Raw genomic sequence first — 19242 nt, 5'->3', positions numbered from 1 at the left:
GATCACCACACATAGTGAAAGGGCGCTGCAATGCACGACGAAGAAGACGGCTGCGTCAGGGTGTTCCTCACGCTGAGGGTCTCCCGGGACGGTGGCCGGACGTGGGGACCCAGGGTGACGTACCGGCCGCCGAAGAACGCCGCGCCGTTGGACCTGTCGGGGCGGTTTCCGCCGTGTGAGTGTCCTCGGTGCCGGGAGAGAAAGGGCTGACGAGGTCCAGCAGGTGCGGCAGGAGTTCCGGGCGCCCGGCGACGAAGGAGCGCCCGGTGTCGGGGCCGCCGAAGCCACCGCCGAACTCCGCGCCGTCGAGGTGCCGCAGGGCGATGCCGGCCTCGCGGGCGAGCAGCGCTCCGGCGGGGAGGTCGATCGCCTCCGCGCGGTATCCGACGAAGCCGTCGATGTCCCCCCGGGCCAGCATCGCCCAGGCCACCAGGGGCGCCCAGAGCTGGAGCAGGCGCCGGGAGCGGAGTTCGAGGGTGTGCCGGAGGGAGCAGGCCAGGGGGTCGTCGCGGGAGACGGCGTGGCCCTGGGTCCAGGCCAGCAGGGGCCCGGCGGCGGAGAGCGGGCGGCCGTCGGCGGGGGCGGCGAGCGGTCCGCCCGGGCCGTGCGCCCCGCCACCCCGCAGCGCGGACCAGGTACGGCCGGTCATCGGATCGTGGACGACCCCGAGCACCGGTGTGTCATCGACGCACAGCGCGATGCCGACGACGTACACGGCCAGCCCGATGACCACGTTGTTGCTGCCGTCGAGCGGGTCCACCAGCCAGGTGCGGCCCCCGCCGTCCCCCGCCAGTTCACCGGACTCCTCGGCGAGGATCCGGTCGTGCGGGAAGCGGTCCCGGATCCGCCCGACCACCAGTCGCTCGGCGGCGACGTCCAAGTCCGTGACCACGTCGCCGAGTCGTCCCTTGGGCCGGGCGGCGAAGCCGTCGGGGAAGCGGGAGCGCAGCAGCGCCCCGGCCTCCTCGGCGGCGCCCACGGCCGTACGGCGCTCGGCGTCGTAACCGACCGGCGAGGACCGGGGGTCAGGGTTCGGGCTCATGGATCCTCCTCAGGGCGGCCCGAGCGATCCGGGCGGTCTGGGTCGCGTCGCAGGTCCGGCGGACCATGCGGTGCCCCGGGGCGGACGGCGGGCCCAGGGAGAGGTCCACCCGGCCGGGCAGGGTCCGGCCCAGTACCAGGGTGGCGGTGGGGCGGCCGTCGGGCACCACACTGGTGTGGAATTCACCCGCCGGGAGGGCGTAGCTCTGGCCCCGCGCGCTGGTCTGCCGTGCGCCGGGCCGGCAGCGCACCAGCCGCTCGGTGGGCCGCAGTTCGTCCACGCCGGACGGGTCGCTGAGCACTTCGAAGACCCGGTGGGTGGGGTCGCCGGTGTCGTCGTCGATGTGCACCCGCCGGTTGTCGAGCCGGCCGTACAGCACGGTGCTGGTCAAGTCCCAGCTGTGGCAGTGTACTTGGGGCGCGGAGTCGTCGGGCTCCGCCTCCGGTGTGCCGAAGACGTGGACGCAGACGCCGTCGTCGCCGTCGCGCAGGATGGGCAGGCAGACGAAGCCCAGTGGATGGCGTACCGCGTGCAGGGTGCGGCGGCCGGAGACGATCCGGTCGAGTTCCGATACGGCGTGTCGTGTCAGCTCGGCGGTGGCGTGCCGCCGGGCGGCCCGTTCCAGGGCCGGGTAGTCCATGTTCCTCCCCCCTCGGTCCCCCTCGGTCCCCCTTGGCCGGAACACGGCGCTCGCTCATCTGCGGTACGGGTTCTCCGCGCGCAGCGCCTTGTCGATGATGTCGCCGACGTCACGGTCGGTGAAGCTCGGCGGAAGCGGCAGGCCGAGCCGGTCGAGCAGACGTCTGACCTCGTCGACGGTCGGTTCGTCGGCGAGCCGGACGGCCTCGCGCAGATCCAGCTTGACCGCCTGTTCCCGGCTCTGGTGCAGCTCGGTGACGTAGTAGTCGTACAGCGGCCGGTCGCGCTCCACGCAGAGGCTGACCCGGCTGGGGTCGTCCTGGGTGATGATCAGGCAGCTGTCCGAGAGGTCGAACCGCAACGCCGGTGCGACAGAGGACAGATGGACGTCGACCTCCAGGGTGTCCAGCCGCTGCCGGTGCCAACTGGCGGCGACGACGGTGGCGTACGCCTCCTTGCGGGTGCGCTCGACGGTCCACTGGGCGTCGTCGGGACCGGGGCCGAAGGTGCTGCGGAACCGTGCGTAGGCGGCGCACACCTGCTCGTCGGCGGGATTGATGATGTCGATCTTCATGGTGAGGGAGCGCCGCTGCCGCTGTGCCTCCAGCACGCACTCGGGCAGGGTGACCGCGCGCAGATAGGTGCCGGTGCCGCCCTTGAACACCCATCGGGTGGTGGTGCGCCGGGCCCGCTCGTGCGCGAGGGCGACCTCGGCGCCGGAGAGCGTGCGCACCATCGCCAGATCCTCGATGGCCCTGCTCGTCCCTGCGCTCGCGGCGCGTATGTCGGCCATCCGACGGCGGCGCTCGGTGAGGGAGCCGTACACCAGCGCCGCGAGCACCAGCAGGGTGGCGCCGGAGACGACGTTGTCGTCCATGTTCTGGTTGAGGACGTCCATCAGCCCGACGACGAGGGCGACGGCGATGGCGACGATCCCGTCCAGGTTCCGGACCGCCCAGGCGATCGCCTCCTCCAGCCGGCGTCCGGCTCCCTGCGGTGCGCTGTTCGTCACGTCCACCCTCCCCCGGCGGTGGCTTCCATCGTAGGAGGAAGGGCAGTTGGTGAGCCATGGGCCGAATCAGCCGTACCGCGAGGTGCTGTCACCCGTGGTGAGGGCGCAGGCCGGTGACCGTAACCGTGCGACAGGAACCGCCTGTTGCCACCGGCACCGGCGCCGCGCGCGGACGCGCTCACGGCAGGTCGTCGCGCCCCAGCCAAGCCGGCCTGACCGGTACGCCGTCGGCGTACCGCTCGACCTCTTCCGCGGGCTCGTCGGCGTCACCGGAGTCGTCGTCCGCGTCCACGGGTTCCGGGACGGTGACGGGCGCGGCGGAGTCCTCCAGCAGCTCCGCCACCGTGAACCGGGTGGCGAACGACTGCCACGCCCCGTCGACCACGAGCAGAAACCCGTCGGCCTCCTTCAGCAGCCGCCGGCGCGCGGGGCTCCGGGGGTGCTCGGGCGCGTAACCGCGAGCCCGCCGCTCCAACTCCGCGAGCGCCTCCGCACGAGTCCCGGAGACGTGCGCCACCACGTGGGCCTCGACGTGCTTGCGCTCACCCATCCCCACGGTCGTCTCCACGACCAGCCCCCATGTCGTCATGGGGCCGTACGCTACAACCCCACGATCTTGTTCCACCGCTTCGCGAACTCCACCCGCTCCGTGGACGTGATGTCCCGGGCGATCACGAGCCGCTCGCGCATGGCGGAGTCCGGGAAGATCAGGGGGTTGTCGGCGAGGGACGCGGTGTCCTCGTCCTTCGAGGACGCCAGGACGTCCTGATCGCCGTGTCGACGGGCCTGTGGTCGTGACACGGCGCGGCCCCCGGACGGGGAGGTGAACCCGTCCGGGGGCCGCTCACTGCCGTTCCCGGTGCCTACTCGCCCAGGGACGTCATCACGTGCTTGATCCGCGTGTAGTCCTCGAAGCCGTACGCCGACAGGTCCTTGCCGTAGCCGGACTTCTTGAAGCCGCCGTGCGGCATCTCCGCGACCAGCGGGATGTGGGTGTTGATCCACACGCAGCCGAAGTCGAGCTTCTTGGACATGCGCATCGCGCGGGCGTGGTCCTTGGTCCACACCGAGGAGGCGAGGGCGTACTCCACGCCGTTGGCGTACTCGACGGCCTGGTCCTCGTCGGAGAAGGTCTGCACGGTGATGACCGGGCCGAAGACCTCCTTCTGGATGATCTCGTCGTCCTGCTTGACACCGGAGACGACGGTCGGCGCGAAGAAGTAGCCCTTGTCGCCGACGCGCTTGCCGCCGGCCTCCACGCGCGCGTGGGCGGGCAGCCGCTCGATGAAGCCCTCGACCTGCTTGAGCTGGTTGGGGTTGTTCAGCGGGCCGAAGAGCACGTCCTCGTCGTCCGGCTGACCGGTCTTGGTGTCCTCGGCGGCCTTCGCCAGCGCGGCCACGAACTCGTCGTGGATCGACTCGTGCACGAGGACGCGGCAGGCGGCCGTGCAGTCCTGGCCGGCGTTGAAGAAGCCCGCCACGGAGATGTCCTCGACGGCCTTGGCGATGTCGGTGTCCTCGAAGACGACGACCGGGGCCTTGCCGCCGAGCTCCAGGTGGACCCGCTTGAGGTCCTTCGACGCCGACTCGGCCACCGACATGCCGGCCCGGACCGAGCCGGTGATCGACGCCATCGCCGGGATGTCGTGCTCGACCATCAGCCGTCCGGTCTCACGGTCGCCGCAGACGACGTTGAAGACGCCCTTGGGCAGGACCGAGCCGATGATGTCGGCGATCAGGACGGTGGAGGCCGGGGTGGTGTCCGAGGGCTTGAGGACCACGGTGTTGCCGGCCGCGATCGCGGGGGCGAACTTCCACACCGCCATCATCATCGGGTAGTTCCACGGCGCGACCTGCGCGCAGACGCCGACCGGCTCACGGCGGATGATCGAGGTCATCCCCTCCATGTACTCGCCGGCCGAGCGGCCCTCCAGCATCCGCGCCGCGCCCGCGAAGAAGCGGATCTGGTCGACCATCGGCGGGATCTCCTCGGAGCGGGTGAGCCCGATCGGCTTGCCCGTGTTCTCCACCTCCGCCGCGATCAGTTCCTCGGCGCGCTCCTCGAACGCGTCCGCGATCTTGAGGAGGGCCTTCTGGCGCTCGGCGGGGGTGGTGTCGCGCCAGGCCGGGAAGGCGCGGGCGGCGGCCTCCATGGCGGCGTCCACGTCCGCCTTGCCGGACAGCGGCGCGGTCGCGTACGCCTCGCCCGTCGCGGGGTTGACCACCTCGGTGGTCCGTCCGTCGGCGGCGTCCCGGAACTCACCGTCGATGTAGTTGCGCAGACGACGCAGCTCGGTGCTCACTGCCGGCCTCCTGATCTGGTTCTTTGCGTCCACTCACTGAGACACCCACCCTAGCCGCCGGGCCCACGTTTTCAACACCCCCAAGGTCGCGACTTCTGCGAAATCCGCACGAGTGCGAGTCTCAAACAACGGATTTCATCGATCGGGGCTTGCGAAACTGTCGAGACCTCGTGCACAGTGAGGTCGTGGCCAGTCGAAGCGCAGACCAGAGGGACTCCACCCGCGAGTCCAGGAACGGCGGCACCCCCCAGTTGGACGCCGTCTCCCTCGCCATCATTCAGCAGCTCCAGGAGGACGGCCGCAGGCCGTACGCCGCGATCGGCAAGGCGGTCGGGCTCTCCGAGGCGGCCGTGCGCCAGCGCGTCCAGAAGCTGCTGGACCAGGGCGTGATGCAGATCGTCGCCGTCACGGACCCGCTCACCGTGGGCTTCCGCCGGCAGGCGATGGTCGGGATCAACGCCGAGGGTGATGTCGAGAAGATCGCGGACGCGCTGACCGACATGTCGGAAGTCGAGTACGTGGTGATGACCGCGGGCTCGTTCGACATCCTCGCCGAGATCGTCTGCGAGGACGACGACCACCTGCTGGACGTCATCAACAAACGCATCCGGTCCCTGCCCGGAGTGCGCTCCACCGAAAGCTTCGTCTACCTGAAGCTGAAGAAGCAGACCTACATGTGGGGAACCCGATAACCGTGAGGACCCGATAACCGTGAGCACCAAGGACCTCAGCCGCACCGCGTACGACCACCTGTGGATGCACTTCACCCGCATGTCCTCGTACGAGAACGCCCCCGTCCCGACCATCGTCCGGGGTGAGGGCACCTACATCTACGACGACAAGGGCAAGCGCTACCTCGACGGTCTCGCGGGTCTGTTCGTGGTCCAGGCCGGTCACGGCCGTACGGAACTCGCCGAGACCGCGTTCAAGCAGGCCCAGGAGCTCGCCTTCTTCCCGGTGTGGTCCTACGCCCACCCGAAGGCCGTCGAGCTGGCCGAGCGCCTGGCCGACCACGCCCCGGGCGACCTGAACAAGGTCTTCTTCACCACCGGCGGCGGCGAGGCCGTCGAGACCGCCTGGAAGCTCGCCAAGCAGTACTTCAAGCTGGTCGGCAAGCCCACCAAGCACAAGGTCATCTCGCGTGCGGTCGCCTACCACGGCACCCCGCAGGGCGCCCTGTCCATCACGGGTCTGCCCGGCCTGAAGGCGCCGTTCGAGCCGCTCGTCCCGGGCGCGCACAAGGTGCCGAACACCAACATCTACCGCGCCCCGATCTTCGGCGACGACCCGGTGGCCTTCGGCCGCTGGGCCGCCGACCAGATCGAGCAGCAGATCCTCTTCGAGGGCCCGGACACGGTCGCCGCGGTCTTCCTGGAGCCGGTGCAGAACGCCGGCGGCTGCTTCCCGCCGCCGCCCGGGTACTTCCAGCGCGTCCGCGAGATCTGCGACAAGTACGACGTCCTGCTCGTGTCGGACGAGGTCATCTGCGCCTTCGGCCGCCTCGGCACGATGTTCGCCTGCGACAAGTTCGGCTACGTCCCGGACATGATCACCTGCGCCAAGGGCATGACCTCGGGCTACTCCCCGATCGGCGCCTGCATCATCTCCGACAGGCTCGCCGAGCCGTTCTACAAGGGCGACAACACCTTCCTGCACGGCTACACCTTCGGTGGCCACCCGGTCTCCGCCGCGGTGGGCCTGGCCAACCTCGACCTGTTCGAGCGCGAGGGCCTGAACCAGCACGTGCTGGACAACGAGGGCGCCTTCCTGCAGACGCTGCAGAAGCTGCACGACCTGCCGATCGTCGGCGACGTGCGCGGCAACGGCTTCTTCTACGGCATCGAGCTGGTGAAGGACAAGCACACCAAGGAGTCCTTCAACGAGGAGGAGACCGAGCGCGTCCTGTACGGCTTCCTCTCCAAGGCGCTGTTCGACAACGGCCTGTACTGCCGTGCCGACGACCGCGGCGACCCGGTCGTCCAGCTCGCCCCGCCGCTGATCTCCAACCAGGAGACCTTCGACGAGATCGAGCAGATCCTGCGCGCGACGCTGACGGAGGCGTGGACCAAGCTGTAGTCCGCATTCATCCGATCAGCTGATCGACACCGGCCCCGGTGCCGCCCGTTCGAGTGAGAACGGCGGCCCGGGGCCGTGTGCTGTCCGGCCTCCCGCCAGCGGCTGCCTAGCGTTCCAGTGACCGATCGGCCCAGCCTTCGTTCCCCCACACGAGGGACGAGACACGGGAAAACGGATCAGAACCGAGGTGTACGCCCATGGAGGCCCCGCCGGACAACGACGTGCTCTGGGCACGCTCCCTGCACTTCACGCACCCCGACGGCTCCCCCGGGCTCACCGGGATCTCGCTCGGCGTGCGCGAGGGCGAGATCCTCGCCGTCACCGGCCCGCGCGGCAGCGGCAAGACGACCCTGCTGCGCTGTCTGTCCGGCCTGGTGCCGGTGCGCAGCGGCGAGGTGTGGTTCAACAGCGTGCCCATGCACACCCTGGGCCCGATGCGCCGGGAGCGGCTGCGCCGGGACCGCTTCGGCTGGATCGACCCGGCGCCGGTGCTCGTCCCCGAGCTGAACGTCTGGGAGAACGCCGCGCTCCCGCTGATGCTGCGCGGCGCCGACCGCCGCAGGGCCAAGGTCGCGGCGCTGGAGTGGCTGGAGCGGCTCGACGTCGGCGACCGGGCCCGCAACCGTCCGCACGAACTCCGGCACGCCGAGCGCCAGCGCGTCGCCATCGCCCGGGCACTGGCCCCGGCCCCCACGGTCCTCTTCGCCGACGAACCCACGGCTCCGCTGCACCGCGCCGACCGCAACCACGTGCTGCGCACCCTCACCACGGCCGCCCGCTCGCACGGCATCACCGTGGTCCTCGCCACCCACGACCCCGACACCGCCGCCCTCGCCGACCGCACCGTGTCCCTGCTGGACGGCCGTCGCGTCAGCACCGTGCACCTGCCGGACGCCCCCGAGACGGAAGGCCGCGCCGCGTGGTCGCTCTCCGTCTGACCGGGTCGGCCCGGCCCGCCGTCCAGCTGCGCCGCCTGCTGGTGGCCGCGGCCTCGGCGGGCACCGGCTTCCTCCTGCTCTCCTGCCTCGGCTACGCCCTGAACCATCCCGAGTCCGCGGACGCCGCCGCGCTGCGGCTGTCCTGGTGCACGGTGCCGCTCGCCGCCACCGTGTACTTCGCGCTCGCCGTCGCCCGCACCGACCCCGGCACCCGGCCGCGCACGGGCCTGTCCGCCGTGGGCTTCGGTCCGGCACGCCTGATGGCGGTCTCCGCACTGACCACGGCCCTGTCCTGCACCCTGGGCTCGCTGCTGGCCCTAGTGGCCTTCCTGTACCTGCGCGGCAACCTCACCGGCCTGCCCTTCGGCGGCGCGGCGACGGACTTCCTGGCGGCGGGCAGACACCTCCCCGTCCCGGCGACCCTGACCCTGCTGGGTCTGGTCCCGGCCGTCGCCTCGGCCACGGTGGCCCTGACCCTGCGCCCGAAGGACCCCCGCCCCGCCACCCCGCTGCTGCGCAGGTACGGCCGTTTCGGGGCGTACGGCTACTCGGTGGCACGCGAGACCTTCGGGACGTACGGCAGGTTCGGGGCGCGGGGGCGGTCGGATGCCGGGGGCCCTCGCGATCGTGCCGCTGGGCCGGCTGCCGACCCACAGCACGGCGGCACCCCGCCCGTGCCGGACAGCGACACCGTCCCCGAACCCCCGACGGCGGACGACAGCCTGGCCGACGTCATGCCCGGCCCCCGGCACACCGCCCCCACCAGCCTCCCCTGGGGCATCGCCCTCCTCGCCACCGGCCTCGCGGTCCAGTCCTACGCCGACCACTCGAACGCCGCCGTACTCCTCGGCTGGCTCCTGACCGCGACCGGCCTGGTGCTGGCCGCCCCCGGCCTGACCCACCTGTGCGGCCGTCTCCTGCAGGCCTCCCGCCCCGGCGCCCTCCGCCTCCTGGCCGGCCGGGTCCTCATGACGGAGGCCACCCGCATCGGACGCCCCCTCGGTGTCGTCTGCGCGGTCGGCTCCGCCGGCTACGCCATGACCACGCTGTACGCGGGCTCGGCACCGGCGTTCGGCCCCCTGACCACCCTCGGCGCGCTGCTCGTCACCGGCTGCACGGTCGCCACCCTCCTGACCGCGGCCGTGGAGACCCGCCAGTGCCGGGCCGACACGACCGCCGCGCTGCTGCGTCTCGGCGCCCCGGCCTCGATGCTGCGCGTGGCCGCGGCCCTGCGCGCGGCGGCCCTGCTGGCGCTGTTCGGCCCGCTCACCCTCGCCGTCGCCGCCCTGGCGGCCCTCCCCGTGGACCGCTGAAAAAGGGTCCGCGGCGACCGATGAGTTCTCCGGGGACCCCCGGTCTACCCACCGAACACGCTGACCCCGGCGCGAGCCGGCCACCTCGGGAGAGACACCTCATGTACCAGCAGATGATCTTCGTGAACCTGGCCACCAACGACGTCGCGGCGTCCAGGAAGTTCTTCACCGAACTCGGCTACACGATCAACCCCCAGTTCAGCACCGACGACTGCGCCTGTGTCGTGATCAGCGACACGATCATCGCGATGCTGCTGAGCAAGCAGCGCTACGCCGACTTCACGAAGAAGGAGATCGCCGACTCCACGAAGACCAGCGAGGTGCTGATCTGCCTGAGCGCGGAGAGCCGCGAGAAGGTCGACGAGCTGGTGGGCAGGGCGGTCGCGGCCGGCGGCACCGCCAACCCCGACGTCCAGGACCAGGGCTTCATGTACGGCCGTTCCTTCGACGACCTCGACGGCCACAGCTGGGAGGTCGTGTGGATGGACCCGGCGGCGGTCCAGGGCTGACACCTAGCATGGGCGGGTGCATCCGACACCCGCCCAGCCGAACCGTGCCACCCGCGACCGTGAGATCGAGTCCCTCGCCGAGTTCGACGAGGTCGTCGCCGAGCACGGCACACTCGCCCAGTACCGCGTCCAGGCCGTCGATCTGACGAACCGTACGGACGTCCTGCTCACCACCGACACGACCGGCGCCGTCTTCCTCGGCTGTCCCATGGACGCCGAGGCGGCCGCCGGGGTGCGCGCCTCCGGGGCCCTGGTCTTCCCGCCCGTCCCGGGGCTGCCGTTCGACCCGTACCGCGGTTTCGTCTACACGCCCGGCGAACTCTTCGACTCGCTCGACGAGGGCTACGAGGCGACTCCGGACGCCCGGGCCTACGCCTGGTTCCAGCAGACCAAGGCCGACGGCGACATCTTCGCCTCCATGCTCCGCTCGATCCACGACGACGCCGTCTCCGACGCCCTCGACGAACTCCTCGTCGGCGCCCGGGTGGTGGGCGTCATGGGCGGCCACGCGATGGCCCGCGGTACGGCCGAGTACGCCGGCGCCGCCCGGCTCGGCCGCGAACTGACCCGCGCCGGCTTCACGGTGGCCACCGGCGGCGGACCCGGTGCGATGGAGGCCGCGAACCTCGGCGCGTACGCCGCCCCGTTCCGCGACGAGATGCTGCACGACGCCCTCCGGCTCCTGGCGAAGACCCCCTCGTTCCGGCCGTCCGTCACCGACTGGGCGCGCGCCGCCTTCGAGGTCCGCGAGCGCTGGCCCGGCGGCGGCGCCTCGGTGGGCATCCCCACCTGGTTCTACGGCCACGAGCCGCCCAACGCCTTCGCCGCGCACACGGCCAAGTACTTCGCCAACGCCACCCGCGAGGACGGCCTGCTGGCCCGCTCCAACGCCGGGGTCGTCTTCCTGCCCGGCGCCGCCGGGACCGTACAGGAGATCTTCGACAACGCGACGCCGAACTACTACGAGTCGCGCGGTGAGCCGACACCCATGGTGCTGGTCGACGAGGAGCACTGGACGCGGCAGTTGCCCGCCTGGCCCCTGTTGCGGGCACTCGCCCGGGGCCGGTCGATGGAGTCCCGTATCGCCCTCGTTGACCGGATCGAGCAGGCTCCGGAGGCGATCAAACGTCTCGGCGGTTAATGAGTAGGCAAAGTCAACGGCCGTTGGCGGCATATGCGTTGACACTCTTACGGAGCGCTTATAAACCTGTGAGCCTCTTGGGGGTGGTGGGGCACTCACCTCATCATGTGGCCCAACACCCTCCGAACCCCCCGCAGTTGCACTCTGTAAAGGACAAACGTTGTCCATAACTCACCGTGGCGTACGCCGTTCCGTGCGCATTCTGGGTGTCGCCTCCGCCTCGACCGCGGTCGTGCTGGGTCTGTCCAGCTCCGCGCTCGCGTGCAACATCCGTGACTTCAAGGCCGAAGCCAAGTGCGACGGCGAAAAGGGCGTCATCGTCGTCACCGACACCGACCGCTCCGGCACCCCCGCCACCGTCACCGTGTTCCTGAAGGACAGCGGTGGCGTGGAGACCCAGGTGGGCAAGCAGGAGGTCAAGGGCTCGGCCGAGGGCACTCCGGTCAGCTTCCCGGAGGACTGGAAGCCGAGCGCGACCTACCGCGTCCACATCAAGGCGGCCAACATCGTCGACGAGGACATCCAGCCCGACCTGGTGACCCCGTCCACCGCCTGCAAGACCGACAGCCCCACCCCGACCCCGCCGGCCTCCTCGACGCCGAAGCCGTCGCCGTCGAAGTCCGCCCCGGCCGAGTCGGCCAGCCCGACCCCGTCGGCCTCCGAGTCCAGCTCCGCCCCGGCGGGCACGTCGAGCAACGCGCCGTCCCCGGCGGCCGGTGACTCGAACCTCGCCGAGACCGGTGCCAACTCCAACACCGGCCTGATCGCCGGCATCGCGGGCGCCCTGGTCGTCGTCGGCGGCGGCGCCGTCTACTTCGGCATGCGCCGTCGTGGAGCGCGCGGCAACAGCTGACGCCTCACCCGCTCACACCAGTACGCCACCGCGGCCCGTCCCCCTATCCCCAGAGGACGGGCCGCGGTCGTGCGTCAGCCGAAGGTGGCCTGCTTCAGCCAGAACTCCAGCAGCTCACGCTCACCGAGGACCTCGAGGCCGGGGGTGTCCAGCGGCAACCGGTTGTAGAAGGCGAGCAGCACGGAGGTGAGCGGGCCGCGCAGGGCGACCGTGGCCTTCTCGTGGCCGCGCCGCCAACCGACGCCGTCCTCGCCCAGCTCGACGAGCCACTCGGCGTTCAGCGCCGGGTCGGCGTCGGTGGCGTGCAGATGGATGCTGCGGCCGGGGCCGCGCAGCTCCGTCGACCACTCCCGCAACCCGGAGCGCTGCACCCACTCCACGAGCTGCAGCCACTCGTCCAGCGCGTCGGCGGCGACCTCGGGCGCGACGTCGTAGGGCGCCCCGACGGTGAGCGCGGCGTCCGCGCGGTGCACGGTGATCTCGTGGGTCATCCGGCGGGCCCAGAACCCGCTCGTGGCCGTGCCGGTCCAGGACCACACCTTGGCGTCGGGACCGGCCTCGCGCAGCGCCCCGACGGCCAGTTCGCCGGTCTCCGCGAGCCATGCGTCGAGGGCCGCCGCGTCCCCCTCGGCGTCCGGTCCCGCGCCGAGCGGCACCTGCTCGTGCGGGACCATCTCCTGGGCCCGGGTCCCCACGAGCGTGGCCGTCCAGCGCAGGGCGCCGCCCATGTGCCGCACGAGCCGTTCCAGCGTCCACTCCGGGCAGGTCGGCACCGTGGCCGTCAGATCGGCGCCGGAGGTCAGCAGGGCCCGGAACCGGCCCACCTGGTCGGCGATTTCGTCGCAGTAGCGCTCATGCGCGAGCAAGGTCATGACCCTCACCCTAGGGGCGCGCCGATCAGCCGAGCACGACGATTTCGGCCGCGTCGAACTCCACGCCCACCCCGTCCCCGACCTCGGGCGCCTCCCGCAGCGCACAGGCCGCCTCCAGGCGCGGCCCGTCCGCGGGCCGCAGGTGGACGGCCACATGGGTGCCCTTGAAGGTACGCGCGGTCACCGTGCACGGCAGGCCGGCGTCGGCCGCCACGAGCCGCACCCCGGCGGGCCGGACCAGGAGCGTGCGGCTGCCCTGCGGGGAGCCGTCGGGGACCGGCAGCTTGCCCCAGGCGCTGTCGGCGGCCGTACCGGCGACGGTCACCGGGACCACGTTGCCGAAGCCGAGGAAGCGGGCCACGAACGCGTCGGCGGGCCGCTGCCACACCTCGAGGGGCGTGCCGGACTGGGCGATCCGCCCGTCCCGCATCACCACGACCCGGTCGGCCAGCGCGAACGCCTCGCCCTGGTCGTGGGTGACGGCGAGCACGGTCGTACCCAACCGGCCGAAGAGCTCCCGGAGTTCGACCACCAGGCGTTCACGCAGGGAACGGTCGAGCTGGCCGAGCGGCTCGTCGAGCATGAGCAGCCGGGGCCGGGGCGCCAGCGCCCGGGCCAGGGCCACGCGCTGCTGCTCGCCGCCGGACAGGGAGGCCACGGCCCGCCGTGCGGCCCCGGGCAGGCCGACCAGGTCCAGCAACTGCCCGACCTGATCCGCCCGTTCGGCCTTGGCGACGCCGTGCATGCGCAGTCCGAACGCCACGTTCGCGCCGACGTCCCGCTGCGGGAAGAGCTGGTGGTCCTGGAACATCAGGCCGACGCCCCGCCGGTGCGCGGGCACGCCCGCCTGGTCGCGGCCGTCGAGCAGCACCCGCCCGGCGGAGAGCGGCTGGAGCCCGGCGACGGCCCGCAGCAGGGTCGACTTACCGCTGCCGCTGGGGCCCAGCACACACACCACCTCGTGCTCGGCGACGTCGAGACCGACCGCGTCGAGCACGGCCCGCCCACCGAGGCGCACGGTCGCGGCATCGAGGCTCAGCAGCATCTAGAACTCCCCCGTCCGGTCGGTGCGCAGCCGCTCCAGGAGCAGCAGCGCGGCGGCGCACACCACCATCAGAATCGTCGAAAGGGCCATCGCCTGGCCGTAGTTGAGGTCTCCGGGGCGGCTGAGCAGGCGGGCCACGGCGACCGGGAGCGTCGGGTTGTCGGGCCGGGCGATGAACACGGTCGCCCCGAACTCGCCGAGCGAGACGGCGAAGGCGAACCCGGCCGCGACCAGCAGCGCCCGCCGCACCATCGGCAGATCCACCTCCCGCCACACCCGCCAGGGCGAGGCCCCCAGCACGGCGGCGGCCTCCCGGAGGCGTACGTCCACCGCGCGCAGCACGGGCAGCATGGTCCGTACGACGAAGGGGGCGCCGACCAGCGCCTGCGCGAGCGGGACGAGGATCCAGGACTGCCGCAGGTCCAGCGGCGGCTTGTCGAGGGCGATCAGGAAGCCGAAGCCGACGGTCACGGCGGAGACGCCGAGCGGCAGCATCAGCAGCGCGTCGAAGCCCCGGACCAGTCGCCCGGCGTCCCGGCGGGCCAGCGCGGCGGCCGCGAGACCTCCTACACCCACGGCAATGGCGGTGGCGGCGACGGCGTACTGCAGCGAGGTCCACACCGCGTGCACGGGCGCCACCAGGAACGTACCGCCGTCGGAGTTCGTCAGCGCCCGGTAGTAGCCGAGGCCCGGCGCGTCCAGGGAGCGGCGGACCAGCACGGCGAGGGGCAGGACGAGAAGCAGCGCGATGGTGACGAGGACGCCGGCGAGCAGGGCCCACTGCCCGGCGCCGCGCGGGCGGCGGGCGGTCCTCTTCGGGTCGACGAGCCGCAGGGCGGTCTCCCGGCGCCGCACCGTCCAGGCGTGCACGGCGAGGATCGCGCCGACCGCGACGAACTGGACGAGGGTGAGGACGGCGGCCGTGGAGAGGTCGAAGACCTCGGACGTCTGCCGGTAGATCTCCACTTCGAGGGTGGAGAAGGTGGGGCCGCCGAGGATCTGCACGATGCCGAACGAGGTGAAGGTGAACAGGAACACCATCAGCGCGGCGGCGGCCACGGCGGGCCCGAGCGCCGGAAGGGTGACCTTCCGCCAGGCGCCGAGCGCGGACGCGCCCAGCATCCGGGCGGCCTCCTCCTGCCGGGGGTCGAGCTGGGACCACAGCCCGCCCACGGTCCGTACGACGACCGCGTAGTTGAAGAAGACGTGGGCCAGCAGGATCGCCCACACCGTGGTGTCCAGCCGTACGCCCCACAGGTCGTCGAGCAGCCCGCCGTGCCCGACGAGGGCGAGGAACGCGCTGCCGGCGACGACGGTCGGCAGCACGAAGGGGACGGTGACGACGGCCCGCAGCACCTGTCTGCCCGGGAAGTCGAGACGGGCGAGGACGTACGCGGCGGGCAGCGCGAGCAGCAGGGTGAGCCCGGTGGAGGCGAGCGCCTGCCAGGTGGTGAACCACAGCACGTGCCGGATGTCCGGCTGCGTGACGACGTCCGCGATCCGCCCCCACTGCCAGGCGCCGTCGACCTTGAGGCCGCGCGCGACGATCGCGGCCACGGGCCAGGCGAAGAACAGCGCGAAGAACGCGACGGGCAGGGCCATCAGCCCGAGCCGTGCCGCGCTCCCGCGCCGGTCCCTCGGGCGAGGCGCTACTTCAGTACGAGCGAGGTCCACGACTTGACCCACTGGTCACGGTTGGCGGCGATCTTGCCGGGTGCCATGGTCTCGGGGTGCTCGGCGGCCTTGCCGTACTCGGTGAACTCGGCGGGAACCTTCGCGCCCTCGACCACCGGGTAGACGAACATGTTCAGCGGCATGTCCTCCTGGAACTCCTTGGAGACCAGGAAGTCGATGAACGCCTTGGCGCCCTTGGGGTTCTCGGCGTTGCTCAGCAGCCCGGCGAACTCGATCTGCCGGAAGCAGGTGCCGTACGACACGCCCGTCGGGGCGGTGCTGGGCCGCTTCTTGGCGTAGATGACCTCGGCGGGCGGGGAGGAGGCGTACGACACGACGAGCGGCCGGTCACCGCCGGCCTTCCTGCCCTCCGACGAACCCGAGAACTCCTGGTAGTACGCCTGCTCCCAGCCGTCGACGACCTTCACACCGTTGGCCTTGAGCTTCTTCCAGTAGTCCTGCCACTCGTTGTCCCCGAACTGCGCGGCGCTGCCCAGCAGGAAGCCGAGGCCCGGCGAGGAGGTGGCGGCGTTCTCGGTGACGAGGAGGTTCTTGTACTCGGGCTTCGCGAGGTCGGCGAAGGACTGCGGCGGGGTCAGCTTGTGCTTGCTGAAGTAGGCCTTGTCGTAGTTGACGCAGATGTCGCCGTAGTCGACGGGCGTGACGCGGTGCTTGTCCTGGTCGAGTTGGTAGGCGGCGCCGGTCTTGTCGAGGCCCTTGGCGGTGTACGGCTGGAAGAGGCCGTTGTCGAGGGCGCGGGACAGCAGGGTGTTGTCGACGCCGAAGAACACGTCGCCCTGCGGGTTGTCCTTGGTCAGGATCGCCTTGTTGACGGCCTGCCCGGCGTCGCCGTCCTTGAGGACGTGGACCTTGTACCCGGTCTTCTTCTCGAAGTCCCGGAGCACGTTCTTGGACACGGCCCACGAGTCGTGGCTGACGAGGGTCACGGTCTTGGAGTCCGCGGACGACTTGGCGCCGCCGGCGGAACCGCACGCGGACAGCGTGATCAGGCCGAGCCCGACCGCCACGGCCACGAAGGTCTTGTTGTGCACTTGGATGTCCTCCTGGGGTTGGCCAGGAAGAGACGCGGCCCTGCCCGGGCCCCGCTGGGGAGACCCGGGCAGGGCGCAACAGCTTGAGTGATGACCGAACTCCCTACCCAGAATGACCTGGGCGAGGTTCAGAGGGTCTGCGGCCCTGTCCGCCGCACTCTCAGCGCTGTGGCGCTCCCCTGTCGGAATATGAAGATGTGAATGACGGTGGCCAGATTACCGCTCGGTGGCCGCCAGCTGACCACAGGCCCCGTCGATCTCCTGGCCACGGGTGTCCCGGATGGTGACGGGCACGCCGTGCGCCGCGATGGCTTCCACGAACGCCTTCTCGTCCTCGGGCCGCGAGGCGGTCCACTTCGACCCCGGCGTCGGGTTCAGCGGAATGAGATTGACGTGCACGGGCCTGCCCTTGAGCAGCCGCCCGAGCCTGTCCCCCCGCCACGCCTGGTCGTTGATGTCCCGGATGAGCGCGTACTCGATGGACAGCCGGCGCCCGCTCTTCTCGACGTACTCGAACCCGGCGTCCAGCACCTCGCGCACCTTCCACCGCGTGTTCACGGGGACGAGGGTGTCGCGCAGCTCGTCGTCGGGGGCGTGCAGGGAGATCGCGAGCCGGCACTTGAAGCCCTCGTCGGCGAACCGGTGGATGGCCGGCACGAGCCCCACGGTGGAGACGGTGATCCCGCGCTGCGACAGCCCGAGCCCGTCGGGAGCCGGGTCGGTGAGCGCCCGGATGGCGTTGACCACCCGCTTGTAGTTGGCGAGCGGCTCACCCATGCCCATGAAGACGATGTTGGACAGCCGAGCAGGCCCGCCGGGCACCTCTCCGTCCCTCAGCGCCCGCATCCCGTCCACGATCTGGTGCACGATCTCCGCGGTGGACAGGTTCCGGTCGAGCCCCGCCTGCCCGGTAGCGCAGAACGGGCAGTTCATCCCACACCCCGCCTGCGAGCTGATGCACATGGTGACCCGGTCCGGGTACCGCATCAGCACGGACTCCACGAGGGTCCCGTCGAACAGCCGCCACAGCGTCTTGCGGGTGGTCCCCTGGTCGGTCGACAGATGCCGCACGACGGTCATCAGCTCGGGAAACAGCGCTTCCTGGAGCTTGGCACGCGATCCGGCGGGGATGTCGGTCCACTGCTCCGGGTCGTGCGCGTACCGCGCGAAATAGTGCTGCGAGAGCTGCTTGGCACGGAACGGCTTCTCCCCGACCTCGGCCACCGCGTCCTTGCGCTCGGCGGGCGTGAGATCGGCAAGATGCCGCGGCGGCTTCTGAGCTCCGCGCGGGGCGACGAAAGTGAGTTCTCCGGGCTTAGGCATGGCGTTACCAGTGTCGCAGATCCAAATGGGTGACCTGTGGCTGTCAGTCGCTACGGCTGTCGTTGGCAGACGTCCTCGGTCGCTGCCGATCGGCCTCGGACGGCCCGGAGACGGCCCGGCCGGGATCACTCGTCGGCTGCCGGCCACTCATCGAGCCGGACCTTGACCTGGTGGTTGTGGGCGGCGTGCCAGACGACCTCCCCACCGACGAAGGCCCCGAGGGCCGGGAGGTCCATCCCGAGCGGCATGGCTGTGACCTCCGCCAGCGCTATGGCGTTCGGCACGCCGTCTACACGTATGAAGACCCCGAAGCGTTGGCGACCGCTGACCTCGCCGGTGATCCGGGTTCCCACGGGCAGGGCCGCGACGGTTGCCGCCCAGTTCGACCGGACCGCGTCAGCGGTCGGCGCTTCAGGGCCCGTGGGCCAGGCGTACTCATCCATTGCGATCCCGGATCAGGCGCCGAACAGCGCGGCAGAGAAGTAGATCAGCAGGTAGGCCGCCGTGGCGATCGTCACGGGCACCCCGAGGAACAGCCATGCCAGCAAGTGGAGAGTTTTGACCCACGGGCCTTTCCGGCCGATCGCGCGCTCGGGTCTGGCGGGGTCGTACGTGATCTCGATCCGGTCCGGGTCGCGGCTCACGATCCTGCCGTCGCCACGGAATTCATGCGCCGCCCCCGTCACGTCGGTGAAGGCGTACACCCGGGTGCCCGGGGTGTCGTCCGTCGACCCGTACTCGAAATCCACGTACGTACCGACAACGGTGATGCCACGACGCCGCAGTATCCACCACACCACCCATGCGTTCCACGTGCCGTGGGCGACCGCGCACCCCGACAAAAACGCCGCGAAGGCCGCAGCCCACACCTTCATGAGCTCCCCGTCCCCCCGCAGGCCGGGCAACACCAGCCCAAGGACGAAGACTCCTGCGAACACGCCGCCGACTGCCCGCTCACGCGGCGACCAGCGCCGCTCCTTGACCACCGGCGGACTGGCCGACGTCTTGACCAGTACCGCGCCGTCGAAGCGCCGCTCCACCTCGTCCCGCTCGGGAATGGCCGAGTTGACGGCATGCGCAAAAGCCGCGACGGCCTCGGCGCTGCTGGATCGGATCGCGTACACAGCCGCCGCATCAGCCTGTGCGGAGCCCGAGGTCAGCACGATCTCGGCAGTCCGTTGTCTCGCCCCGCTGACACGAACTGTCTCGACCGCCCTCAGCGGAATCATCGACCGGATCCCCGACCGGTCCAGCACAACGGCATTCTCCGTCAAGCGTGCGATCCCCCGTCTGCCGTGCAGCACCAGCTCAGGCAGAGCCCCCTTGTCTCCCACAGCCGCGACTATGGCAGGGCTCGGGCGCGCGCGCAGCCCCTTCTGGGACGCAATCACAGGGTGACCTGGAGTGCCGTCGATCTGCCGTGGGCACGGGACGGTCGCCGTTGCTGCGA

19 protein-coding genes and 1 pseudogene are annotated in these 19242 nt (G+C 71.1%); 7 read left to right on the top strand and 13 right to left on the bottom strand.

Annotation, left to right across the window (positions count from 1 at the left end):
- Positions 1-67: 67 nt before the first annotated feature.
- The 6 genes and pseudogenes from ACQPXS_RS32540 to ACQPXS_RS32515 all read right to left on the bottom strand — a co-directional run bounded on the left by ACQPXS_RS32540 (position 68) and on the right by ACQPXS_RS32515 (position 4996).
- Positions 68-1042: an inositol monophosphatase family protein gene (locus tag ACQPXS_RS32540; RefSeq protein ID WP_433452901.1), complete on the bottom strand. Its 975-nt coding sequence runs from the start codon at positions 1040-1042 to the stop codon at positions 68-70.
- A complete protein-coding gene (locus ACQPXS_RS32535; protein ID WP_433452900.1) occupies positions 1026-1682 on the bottom strand; it encodes a hypothetical protein in 657 nt (218 codons plus the stop codon). The genes ACQPXS_RS32540 and ACQPXS_RS32535 overlap by 17 nt, the downstream gene beginning before the upstream one ends.
- A 54-nt stretch (positions 1683-1736) precedes the next feature.
- Positions 1737-2693 (bottom strand): hypothetical protein, encoded by a 957-nt coding sequence (locus tag ACQPXS_RS32530; RefSeq protein WP_433452898.1) that lies wholly within the window; start codon positions 2691-2693, stop codon positions 1737-1739.
- Between the two features lie 178 nt (positions 2694-2871).
- The gene (locus tag ACQPXS_RS32525; protein WP_433452897.1) at positions 2872-3282 is read right to left on the bottom strand and encodes a hypothetical protein; all 411 of its coding nucleotides are present in this window, start codon (positions 3280-3282) and stop codon (positions 2872-2874) included.
- An 11-nt stretch (positions 3283-3293) separates the two neighbouring features.
- Positions 3294-3461: pseudogene (locus ACQPXS_RS32520) on the bottom strand (spermidine/putrescine ABC transporter substrate-binding protein); the annotation flags it as partial.
- 95 nt (positions 3462-3556) lie between these two features.
- The gene (locus ACQPXS_RS32515; RefSeq protein WP_433452895.1) at positions 3557-4996 is read right to left on the bottom strand and encodes a gamma-aminobutyraldehyde dehydrogenase; all 1440 of its coding nucleotides are present in this window, start codon (positions 4994-4996) and stop codon (positions 3557-3559) included.
- A 170-nt stretch (positions 4997-5166) separates the two neighbouring features.
- Between ACQPXS_RS32515 and ACQPXS_RS32510 the strand changes: the two genes are divergently transcribed.
- The 7 genes from ACQPXS_RS32510 to ACQPXS_RS32480 all read left to right on the top strand — a co-directional run bounded on the left by ACQPXS_RS32510 (position 5167) and on the right by ACQPXS_RS32480 (position 11826).
- A complete protein-coding gene (locus tag ACQPXS_RS32510; protein WP_323376913.1) occupies positions 5167-5688 on the top strand; it encodes an Lrp/AsnC family transcriptional regulator in 522 nt (173 codons plus the stop codon).
- Positions 5689-5707: 19 nt separating this feature from the next.
- The gene (locus ACQPXS_RS32505) at positions 5708-7072 is read left to right on the top strand and encodes an aspartate aminotransferase family protein (protein WP_433452894.1); all 1365 of its coding nucleotides are present in this window, start codon (positions 5708-5710) and stop codon (positions 7070-7072) included.
- A gap of 197 nt (positions 7073-7269) precedes the next feature.
- Positions 7270-8010, top strand: coding sequence for an ABC transporter ATP-binding protein (locus tag ACQPXS_RS32500; protein WP_433452892.1), 741 nt, complete (start codon positions 7270-7272; stop codon positions 8008-8010).
- Positions 7992-9323, top strand: coding sequence for a hypothetical protein (locus ACQPXS_RS32495; RefSeq protein WP_433452890.1), 1332 nt, complete (start codon positions 7992-7994; stop codon positions 9321-9323). The genes ACQPXS_RS32500 and ACQPXS_RS32495 overlap by 19 nt, the downstream gene beginning before the upstream one ends.
- A gap of 101 nt (positions 9324-9424) precedes the next feature.
- A complete protein-coding gene (locus ACQPXS_RS32490; protein WP_351807156.1) occupies positions 9425-9832 on the top strand; it encodes a VOC family protein in 408 nt (135 codons plus the stop codon).
- Between the two features lie 16 nt (positions 9833-9848).
- On the top strand, positions 9849-10973 hold the full coding sequence (locus ACQPXS_RS32485; RefSeq protein WP_433452888.1) for an LOG family protein: 1125 nt from the start codon (positions 9849-9851) through the stop codon (positions 10971-10973).
- A gap of 160 nt (positions 10974-11133) precedes the next feature.
- Entirely contained in the window at positions 11134-11826 is a 693-nt protein-coding gene (locus tag ACQPXS_RS32480; protein ID WP_433452886.1) for an LAETG motif-containing sortase-dependent surface protein, read from the top strand.
- Positions 11827-11900: 74 nt separating this feature from the next.
- On the opposite strand, the gene ACQPXS_RS32475 is transcribed toward ACQPXS_RS32480, so the two are convergent.
- The 7 genes from ACQPXS_RS32475 to ACQPXS_RS32445 form a co-directional block, all read right to left on the bottom strand.
- On the bottom strand, positions 11901-12698 hold the full coding sequence (locus tag ACQPXS_RS32475) for a maleylpyruvate isomerase family mycothiol-dependent enzyme (protein ID WP_433452884.1): 798 nt from the start codon (positions 12696-12698) through the stop codon (positions 11901-11903).
- A 25-nt stretch (positions 12699-12723) separates the two neighbouring features.
- On the bottom strand, positions 12724-13743 hold the full coding sequence (locus ACQPXS_RS32470) for an ABC transporter ATP-binding protein (protein WP_433452882.1): 1020 nt from the start codon (positions 13741-13743) through the stop codon (positions 12724-12726).
- A complete protein-coding gene (locus ACQPXS_RS32465) occupies positions 13744-15345 on the bottom strand; it encodes an ABC transporter permease (RefSeq protein ID WP_433452880.1) in 1602 nt (533 codons plus the stop codon).
- 47 nt (positions 15346-15392) lie between these two features.
- A complete protein-coding gene (locus ACQPXS_RS32460) occupies positions 15393-16469 on the bottom strand; it encodes a thiamine ABC transporter substrate-binding protein (protein ID WP_433452879.1) in 1077 nt (358 codons plus the stop codon).
- 216 nt (positions 16470-16685) lie between these two features.
- Entirely contained in the window at positions 16686-17792 is a 1107-nt protein-coding gene (gene rlmN, locus ACQPXS_RS32455) for a 23S rRNA (adenine(2503)-C(2))-methyltransferase RlmN (RefSeq protein ID WP_356305947.1), read from the bottom strand.
- 125 nt (positions 17793-17917) lie between these two features.
- Positions 17918-18235, bottom strand: a complete 318-nt coding sequence (locus tag ACQPXS_RS32450) for a hypothetical protein (protein ID WP_433452877.1) — start codon at positions 18233-18235, stop codon at positions 17918-17920.
- A gap of 12 nt (positions 18236-18247) precedes the next feature.
- On the bottom strand, positions 18248-19066 hold the full coding sequence (locus tag ACQPXS_RS32445) for a hypothetical protein (RefSeq protein ID WP_433452876.1): 819 nt from the start codon (positions 19064-19066) through the stop codon (positions 18248-18250).
- Positions 19067-19242: the final 176 nt, after the last annotated feature.

The sequence above is a fragment of the Streptomyces sp. CA-142005 genome, from assembly GCF_050942335.1.
In the GTDB taxonomy this organism is placed as follows: domain Bacteria; phylum Actinomycetota; class Actinomycetes; order Streptomycetales; family Streptomycetaceae; genus Streptomyces.
This window is presented reverse-complemented; position numbering and strand designations above follow the sequence as displayed.

Excerpts from the sequence above, each read along its gene's own strand:
- ACQPXS_RS32500 (WP_433452892.1), top strand. The coding sequence starts at position 7,270 with ATGGAGGCCCCGCCGGACAACGACGTGCTCTGGGCACGCTCCCTGCAC.
- ACQPXS_RS32475 (WP_433452884.1), bottom strand. The coding sequence starts at position 12,698 with ATGACCTTGCTCGCGCATGAGCGCTACTGCGACGAAATCGCCGACCAG.
- ACQPXS_RS32465 (WP_433452880.1), bottom strand. The coding sequence starts at position 15,345 with ATGGCCCTGCCCGTCGCGTTCTTCGCGCTGTTCTTCGCCTGGCCCGTG.
- ACQPXS_RS32525 (WP_433452897.1), bottom strand. The coding sequence starts at position 3,282 with ATGACGACATGGGGGCTGGTCGTGGAGACGACCGTGGGGATGGGTGAG.
- ACQPXS_RS32470 (WP_433452882.1), bottom strand. The coding sequence starts at position 13,743 with ATGCTGCTGAGCCTCGATGCCGCGACCGTGCGCCTCGGTGGGCGGGCC.
- ACQPXS_RS32540 (WP_433452901.1), bottom strand. The coding sequence starts at position 1,042 with ATGAGCCCGAACCCTGACCCCCGGTCCTCGCCGGTCGGTTACGACGCC.
- rlmN (WP_356305947.1), bottom strand. The coding sequence starts at position 17,792 with ATGCCTAAGCCCGGAGAACTCACTTTCGTCGCCCCGCGCGGAGCTCAG.
- ACQPXS_RS32535 (WP_433452900.1), bottom strand. The coding sequence starts at position 1,682 with ATGGACTACCCGGCCCTGGAACGGGCCGCCCGGCGGCACGCCACCGCC.
- ACQPXS_RS32450 (WP_433452877.1), bottom strand. The coding sequence starts at position 18,235 with ATGGATGAGTACGCCTGGCCCACGGGCCCTGAAGCGCCGACCGCTGAC.
- ACQPXS_RS32490 (WP_351807156.1), top strand. The coding sequence starts at position 9,425 with ATGTACCAGCAGATGATCTTCGTGAACCTGGCCACCAACGACGTCGCG.